The sequence below is a fragment of the Pseudomonas sp. genome (assembly GCF_030696055.1).
Lineage (GTDB): Bacteria > Pseudomonadota > Gammaproteobacteria > Pseudomonadales > Pseudomonadaceae > Aquipseudomonas.
In genome coordinates, this window is sequence record NZ_JAUYNP010000218.1 from 22,692 (window position 1) to 30,319 (window position 7,628).

A 7,628-nucleotide genomic window follows, 5' to 3' on the forward strand; every position below is an offset into this window, starting at 1 on the left:
TCGCAGGTTTCGGCGCGGTGGCCGGCTTCAACCAAGCCGAGAATGGCTTGAATAGAGCAATTAACAAGCCAAACGCTTGTTTGACTGACCAGTCACTAAATTACGCAGTAGTTTTGCCAAAACAGCGGCCAATCCGGCCGCCGCAAATAACCCGAAATTAGCCAATACAGCCCAGCGAGAAACACCCACCAACCCAGTTAAAACGCTTGTTTCAGAGCTAAACCTAATACTGGGCGACAGCCTGGCCGCGCCCAGCACCGAAAGGCTTACAGGGTGGACAAAAATGCACTGCCGGCGGCCTTCCACTGCGCGATATCCAGGCGGATGCGCTTCTTGTCCAGCTTGCCGACGCTGGTCTTGGGAATTTCGGTAACAAGGGCGATCTGCGAGGGTATCGCCCACTTATTGATGCTGCCCTGCTCGACAAAAGGTTTGAGGTGTTCCTTCAGACCTTTGGCGTCCAGGGCCTGGCCTTCGCGCAGCACCAGCAGGGCGAAGGGCCGCTCACCCCACTGCGGATCGACCACGCCGACCACCGCCACTTCACGCACGGCGGGGTGACGGCTGATCAAATCTTCCAACTCCAGGGAGGAGATCCACTCGCCGCCGGTCTTGATCACATCCTTGATGCGGTCGCGGATGTCGATAAAGCTGAAATCGTCGATGGTGGCCACATCGCCGGTGTGCAGCCAGCCGTGCTCCCAGAGCTCCGCACCTTTTTCCGGTTCACGGAAGTAACCCTGAGTCAGCCAAGGTGCGCGCAGCACCAGTTCGCCCTGGCTTTCGCCATCGGCCGGTAACAAGCTGCCATCGGCCGCCATGATCGCCGCTTCAACCAGCGGCACCGGCACGCCGGCCTTGATCCGGTAGCTGATGCGTTCATCCTCGCTACCGGCCAGCAACTCATCGTTGATATGGGCGCAGGAGATCAGCGGGCAGGTTTCCGACATGCCATAGGCGGCAGTCAGCTGGATGCCGCGGGCCTTGGCCGCCTCATACAACGAACGATTCAAGGCACTGCCGCCGATAATCAGCTTCAGGCCACCGAAGTCGTGGCCCTGGGCGATGGGGGCGCCCATCACCATCTGCAGAATGGTCGGTACACAGTGGGAGAAGGTCACCTTCTCCTCGCGGATCAGGCGGCACAGCATGTCCGGCTCGTAGCGGCCCGGGTAGACCTGTTTGACGCCGAGCATGGTGGCCACATAGGGAATGCCCCAGGCATGCACATGGAACATCGGGGTGATCGGCATATAGACGTCATTGCTGCCGAGCAGGCGGATGCTGTCCAGGCTGCCCAGCACGCTGGCGGCGGCCAGGGTGTGCAGCACCAGCTGGCGGTGGGTGAAGTACACGCCCTTGGGATTGCCGGTGGTGCCGGTGGTGTAGAAGGTGGTGGCGACCGAGTTCTCGTCGAAATCCGGGAAGTCGTAGCTGGGGCTGGCGGCGGCCAGCAGCGTCTCGTACTCGCCGATCAGGTTGGGCAGGTCGGCAGTTTTCTCCACCGCATCGGTCAGCAGCAGGGTTTTCTCCACCGTGCTCAGCTGGCTTGCGATGCCCTGGTACAGCGGCACGAACTCGCTGTTGACCAGCACGAACTTATCCTCGGCATGGTTCATGGTGTAGAGGATCTGCTCGGCCGAGAGGCGGATATTGATGGTGTGCAGCACCGCGCCGATCATCGGCACGGCGAACATGCATTCCAGGTAACGGTGGCTGTCCCAATCCATCACCGCCACGGTGTCCCCGGCCTTCACCCCGGCCGCGCTCAGCACATTGGCCAGGCGAGCGACACGCTCGTTGAGGGTGGCGTAGCTGTAACGCCGCTGATCGCGATAGACGATCTCGCGGGTCTTCTCGTAACGACTGCCGGACAACAGCAGGCGCCTGATCAGCAAGGGGGCTTGGTGGGCATTCGCAACGGGCGCAATCACGCGGGTCTGCAGCATGGCGGTACCTTCTTCTGGGTTTTTTCAGTGCCGCCAATCTAGAGGGCTGACGCTTCGGTCAAATCAGCCCAAAGAATGATTTTCCGCATGACTCTTCGGCCACTTTTGGTCACGCCGTAAAACCCACGGCTGTCACTCTGTTTGTTCTGATCCGCATGAGGATTTAATGCACTGAAGAACACCGGCGGCAGGCGCGGTATCGCCTCGCTGTGCATCGGCGGTGGTGGTTGAGCTGATCTAAGGTTTAACGCGACCTCGTAGGGTGGGTTAGGCGCGCGTTGCCAATAGAGCTGCCGCCCTACGGGTTCTGTTGCGCCGTAACCCACCATCGGCGCAACGCGATCGATTGCCTGGTGGGTTACGCGCCGCGCTCCAATCGCGTCCGGATTATCGGCAGGGGTTCTGCGTCGCTAACCCACCCTTCGACTGCTGCACTTCCCCCGGCTAGATGCCAATAAAGTCCAGCGACTTGCCCACCTTGCGCCAGAAGCTGCGCTGCATGCGCTCGGTTTCACCGCTGGCGACTATGCGTTCGAAGGGTTGCACTTCGCGGGTTGGACCTATCTCCGTATCGGCAAGCGCCTTGGACACCAGTTGCAGCGGGCCATCGCCCTGGCTGGGCGCCTGATCGCTCACCGGCGGCGGATTGAGTTCGTCGTAGCGCAGGTAATAGACGCCCCCGGCCTCGGCATCCAGGGCGAAACTGCAGATGCGGGTGAAGTCCAACGGGCCGTCGGCCAACAGGGTCCAGTGGGTGCCAAACAGCGGGCGGCGCATCTCCAGCTGATAGCTGGCAATCTCGAACTCCAGCACCAGATAGCCGTTGCTCGGCAGGCTGCCGATGCGCTGGTTATTCAGAAATAGCGCCGGCGCTTCCAGCTCCTGATCGGCCCAGGCGCTTTGCGGGCGGTAGAGATAGACCAGGGCATGGTTGTCGTCGCGCAACTGATGCGCGCGGAAGGCGGCGCCCGCGGTGGCGCCAAAGAACGCACCGGGTGTCGAGCAGCCACTCGACGCCAGCGCTAACAGCAAGGCAAACAGGGGCAAACAGCGCATCGCCGGCATCCTTATGGGAAATATGCCGCCGAGCATAGCCGGGGCCGCGCCGGCCCACACCCGACAAAAGTGCGGGTCAGCCGCGACGATCGAGCAGGTTGACCGCCAACCTATCCAGCCAGCCCCACAGGCGTTGCTGCATGCGCCGCCACAGGGGCCGCGCGCGCCAGTCGTCCAGGGTGATTGGCTGGCTGTCGGCGAAATCCGCCTGAAAGCTGGCGGCCACGCTGGCGCTAAAGGCCGGGTCGAGGGCTTCCAGATTGGCGTCGAGGTTGAAGCGCAGGTTCCAGTGATCGAAGTTGCAGGAGCCGACGCTGACCCAGTCATCCACCAGCACCATCTTCAGGTGCAGAAAGCGCGGCTGGTATTCGAATATCTGCACCCCGGCCCGCAGCAGGCCGGGGTAGTAACGCTGGCCGGCAAAGCGGATCGGCGGGTGATCGGTATGCCGGCCGCTGAGCAGCAAGCGCACCTCGACGCCCCGCAACGCCGCTTTGCGCAAGGCGCGGCGGACTTTCCAGGTCGGCAGAAAGTAGGGTGTGGCCAGCCAGATACGCGTCTGCGCGCCGCGTAGCGCACGCACCAGGGACAGCAGGATGTCGCGATGCTGCAGGGCGTCGGCAAAGGCTACGCGGCCCAACCCCTGCCCGGCTGGCGGCACGGGCGCCATGGGCCTGAGCGCCAGCGGCACGCGCGGGCGCCAGGCAATCCGCGCCTGGCGGCTCAGCCACTGGCGTTCGAACAATTGCAGCCAGTCGGCCACCAGGGGCCCGCTGATTTCCACCATCATTTCGTGCCAGCGGCTGGCGCTCTCACCCGGGGTCCAGAACTCATCGGTAGCCCCGGTGCCGCCGACAAAGGCGAACTGCCCATCGACCAGCAACAGCTTGCGGTGATCGCGATGGAAGTTGCGCAGCCCATGCTTCCAGCGCAGCGGGTTGTACCAGTGCAGCTGCACCCCGGCCGCGCTGAGCTGCAGGCGTTGCGCCTGCGCCAAGGCCTGGGCGCCATAGGCATCGAACAGGCAGCGTACGGTCACGCCGCGCCGCGCCGCCGCGCACAGGACTTCGATCAGCGCAGTGGCGCAGGCGCCGCTTGCCACCAGATAGAGTTCCAGCTCCACCTGCTGGCGCGCCGTGGCTATCGCCTCGAGCATGCGCGGAAAGAAGCGCTCGCCGTCGATCAACAGGGCAAGCGCGTTGCCACGCCGCCAGGGGAAGACGTTATCGGCCATGGCCGCGCACGCTAGGGCTGGTAGAGAGGGGCATCGGGCCTCGCCGGCAGACGAATAAGCCGCCACCATAGCCTGCCCATCGCCCCTTGCAAACCCTGCCCCTAAGCCGGTGCCAGTACTCGGCGTGGCTCGTTAGAACCTGTTTACGATCTCGCGAGCTAGAGCCAGACAAGGCAAAAACAGCCGAGGAAGCGCAGTTTACGAGCTGTAAATGAGCATGACTCGTTTCACTCGCCCTTCGGGTCGCGCTAAAGCGCGTTAGCCGCAAGCAGCTTGCCGAGGCTGTTTTTAACGCCGGATGGCCGACGCGCAGCAGATCGTAAACAGGTTCTTAGGACGCCGGCAGTGGCGCGCTCTCGGGCAGCAACTGGCAACCCTGGCGCGGGCCCAGCCATTGCGCGGTCTGGGTGCTGCCCAAGGCGCGGGCGACTACCCACTTGTTGGCGGCGTCATCGAAGAAGCCTGCGAGCGGCACGTACTGCTCGACATAGGCGGCGCAGTAGTCCGCCGGGTTATGGCTGACATAACGGCAGGAGCAATATTCCTTGGCCGAATAGGCGCCGACTATCCCGGGGAAGGCCTGCAAATGCTCGCGGTTGTGCCAGGCCAGGGCGGCCACCGACAGGGCCAGAACCAGCAACAGGCTGCTGAAAGGACGACGACGGATCATGGTTGCACCTCACTGGCGAAGGCCGCTTGCACCAACTTGAGCAACTGGTTGTGCTGGAAGCTGCCGTCACGGTCATCGGCGTAACGCACTATCACCAGCCGTTCCCTCGGTAACACATAGAGGCCCTGGCCCCAGTGGCCGAGCGCGGCGAAGGTCTCGCCCGGCGCATCCACCCAGGGCTTGCGCGCCCCGGCCACGGCGGCATTCAACCACCAGTGGCCGCCCGGCACGGCGTCATCGGCTTTGCCGGCTTGCGCCAGGTAATTGGCGAAGGGCGTGCGGTTGAAGTCGATCCAGGCCTTGGGCAGCAACTGCCGCTCGCCCCAACGGCCGTCGCGCTGCATCAGCAGGCCGACGCGGGCCAGGTCGCGGGCGGTCATATAAGCATAGGAGGAGCCGACGAAGGTGCCGGAGGCGTCCCGCTCCCAGACCGCGGACTCGATCCCCAATGGCTCGAACAGCGCGGTCCAGGGATAGTCGGCATAGGCCGCTTCGCCGAGCATGCCCTTGAGCGCCGCCGACAGCACATTGCTGTCGCCGCTGGAGTAGTGAAAGCGCGCGCCCGGCTCGGCAGCGGCCTCGTGGGCCGCGGTAAAGGCCGCCATATCGCTGCGCCCGCGGGTGTAGAGCATGGCCACCACCGAGGATCTCAGCGGCGCGTATTCGTAGTCTTCCTGCCAGTCCAGGCCCGAGGCCCAGTTGAGCAAGTGCCCGATCTTGACCTGTGGGTGCGCGGCAAAGGGCGGGTAATACTCGGCCACCGGCGCATCCAGGCGAAAACGCCCCTGACCGTAGGCCACCCCTAGGGTGGTGGCGAGCAGGCTCTTGGCCATGGACCAGGTCAGGTGCGGCGTGGCGGCCTGGGTCGGGGCGGCGTAGCGCTCATAGATCAGCTGGCCGTCATGGATCACCAGCAAGGCATCGGTGCGCACGCCGGCCCGGCTGGCCTCGTCGCGCGTCGGGAAGGCATAGTTTTCCAGGGCGCTGAGCGCGGCGCTGGGCGGCGCGGGCCGGCTCGTCCAGTCGGCAGCGGGCCAGTTCTCGGCCTGCGCAGCGGCGCAACCCAGGGCTAAGCCGCAGGCCAGGGCCAGCCGCGTAGCGCAGTGAAGATAGGACATAAGGCCACCTGTTGCTCGATCGGAGGCGGCACCCTAGCACGCGGCCGATTACAGCCCAAAGCTCTAACAGGCCGTTGAAAAACTACCTGCGTTGCCGATACGGCGTTAAAAACAGGCTCGGAATGCTCATTTACAGCTCGTAAACTCCGATTCCTCGCCTGTTTTTGCCTTGTCTCGGCTGCCTCGCCTACATTTTTCAACGGCCTGCCAAATCCGCCGGCTCTGCGCAGAATCCGGCGCACTAGCTCAGGACTCATCACTTGGGCAGGCGGTAATCCTCGGGGCCCATCAGGTCCAGGCCGCATTCGAGGTTCTCGATCCAGTAGAGAAAGGCGTTGATCATCTGCGCGCCGACGAAGGGCCGGCCGTGCTGCGGCACTAGCATGGTCACATCCATCTCCCGCACCATGGCCGCCCACAGCCGACAGACCTTGTTGCTGGCCATATAGCGGCGGTGAAAGCCGAGCATATGCGGCACATGGCCGACGAAGTCGCTCACCGGCGTGGCGTCATCCACCAGGGAGGCGCCCATATCGCCGGAGAAGAGGATCTTGCTCAGCGGGTCATACAGCTGGAAGTTGCCCACCGAATGGAGAAAGTGCGCTGGCACGGCTTTCAGCGTGCACTGGCCCAGGGCGAAGGACTGGCCACGGTCCGGCAGCGCGATGATGCGGTCGAAGGTGTTGATGCCGCGGCTGAGGGCCAGGTAGTTGGCCGTCAGGTGCGGCAGAAAGCGCGCCCACAGCTTGGAGCAGATCACTTGCGCGCGGGTGTGCAGCAGCCACTTGGCCAGGGAGGCGATGATGTCCGGGTCCTGGTGCGAGGCGAAGATATAGGTCAGCTCCTGCAGCGGGATGTGCTTGGACAACTCCAGCGACAGCGGCGTGTAGGTCAGGTCGCCGCCCGGATCGAGCAGCAGGTATTGCTCGTGATCGGTGATCAGAAACTGATTGGACTGCACCCCCTCGCCGCTGACCAGATCATCGAACATCAGGCATTGGTGGTGGCCGTTGTCGAACAGCACTATGGGTTCGCGTCGCATGGCAGGCTTTCTCCCGAAAGCCCGCGACCATAATGCGCTTACCGTCCCGGCTTACTGATCTGGATCAAGCCGGCATGGCGTTCGGGCAACCCAACCTGTGGCCAACCGGCCTAGAGGGTTATGCCGAGCAATGTCTGCGCCTTCTGCAGACGCTTGCTGCGCGCACTGCCCGCAATCGACAACAGCCCCTGGTCGCGCTGCCATAGCTGCGCCCAGGCTGGCGGCCCGGCGGCGAAGGCCGCATCCAGCTCGCCGCGCAGGCTGTCGAACTGGGCGAATAGCCCGGCCAGCAACAGATGACCGGCCGGCGCGCTCGGGCACTGCCGCGCCACTTCGGCGCAACCGGCCAGCAGGCCGAGCAGGCGCAACTGCACAGGCTGCGGCCAAGCCGACTCCTGCCCCACACCGAATAGCCAGGCCGTCACCGCGCTCAACACATGCAGGTCTTCGATGCTGCGAAAGGGCTTCACATAGTCGTCCCAGCCATCGCCGGCCAGGCGCTCGCAATGAGCATGCTCCAGATGCAGGCGGGCATGCCCGATATCCGGCATCAAGGGCA

At 63.9% G+C, this 7,628-nt stretch carries 6 protein-coding genes and 1 pseudogene; all 7 read right to left on the bottom strand.

Annotation, left to right across the window (positions count from 1 at the left end; genetic code table 11):
• Positions 1–266: 266 nt before the first annotated feature.
• Complete coding sequence (locus Q8Q83_RS12605; RefSeq protein ID WP_305624208.1) at positions 267–1,949, bottom strand: fatty acid--CoA ligase; 1,683 nt, start codon at positions 1,947–1,949, stop codon at positions 267–269.
• Between the two features lie 444 nt (positions 1,950–2,393).
• A complete protein-coding gene (locus Q8Q83_RS12610) occupies positions 2,394–3,005 on the bottom strand; it encodes a DUF2846 domain-containing protein (RefSeq protein ID WP_305624209.1) in 612 nt (203 codons plus the stop codon).
• 76 nt (positions 3,006–3,081) lie between these two features.
• On the bottom strand, positions 3,082–4,239 hold the full coding sequence (locus tag Q8Q83_RS12615) for a phosphatidylserine/phosphatidylglycerophosphate/cardiolipin synthase family protein (protein WP_305624211.1): 1,158 nt from the start codon (positions 4,237–4,239) through the stop codon (positions 3,082–3,084).
• A 331-nt stretch (positions 4,240–4,570) separates the two neighbouring features.
• Positions 4,571–4,909 carry an amidase gene (locus tag Q8Q83_RS12620; RefSeq protein WP_305624213.1) on the bottom strand — a complete coding sequence of 113 codons (339 nt, stop codon included), beginning with the start codon at positions 4,907–4,909 and terminating at the stop codon, positions 4,571–4,573.
• Positions 4,906–6,027: a serine hydrolase gene (locus Q8Q83_RS12625; protein WP_305624215.1), complete on the bottom strand. Its 1,122-nt coding sequence runs from the start codon at positions 6,025–6,027 to the stop codon at positions 4,906–4,908. The genes Q8Q83_RS12620 and Q8Q83_RS12625 overlap by 4 nt, the downstream gene beginning before the upstream one ends.
• A gap of 256 nt (positions 6,028–6,283) precedes the next feature.
• Complete coding sequence (locus tag Q8Q83_RS12630) at positions 6,284–7,069, bottom strand: MBL fold metallo-hydrolase (protein ID WP_305624217.1); 786 nt, start codon at positions 7,067–7,069, stop codon at positions 6,284–6,286.
• 110 nt (positions 7,070–7,179) lie between these two features.
• Positions 7,180–7,628: pseudogene (locus Q8Q83_RS12635) on the bottom strand (acyl-CoA dehydrogenase); the annotation flags it as partial.

What these genes read in the sequence shown, in the direction of transcription:
- Q8Q83_RS12605 (WP_305624208.1), bottom strand. Translation starts at nt 1,949, where the DNA reads ATGCTGCAGACCCGCGTGATTGCGCCCGTTGCGAATGCCCACCAAGCC.
- Q8Q83_RS12610 (WP_305624209.1), bottom strand. Translation starts at nt 3,005, where the DNA reads ATGCGCTGTTTGCCCCTGTTTGCCTTGCTGTTAGCGCTGGCGTCGAGT.
- Q8Q83_RS12615 (WP_305624211.1), bottom strand. Translation starts at nt 4,239, where the DNA reads ATGGCCGATAACGTCTTCCCCTGGCGGCGTGGCAACGCGCTTGCCCTG.
- Q8Q83_RS12620 (WP_305624213.1), bottom strand. Translation starts at nt 4,909, where the DNA reads ATGATCCGTCGTCGTCCTTTCAGCAGCCTGTTGCTGGTTCTGGCCCTG.
- Q8Q83_RS12625 (WP_305624215.1), bottom strand. Translation starts at nt 6,027, where the DNA reads ATGTCCTATCTTCACTGCGCTACGCGGCTGGCCCTGGCCTGCGGCTTA.
- Q8Q83_RS12630 (WP_305624217.1), bottom strand. Translation starts at nt 7,069, where the DNA reads ATGCGACGCGAACCCATAGTGCTGTTCGACAACGGCCACCACCAATGC.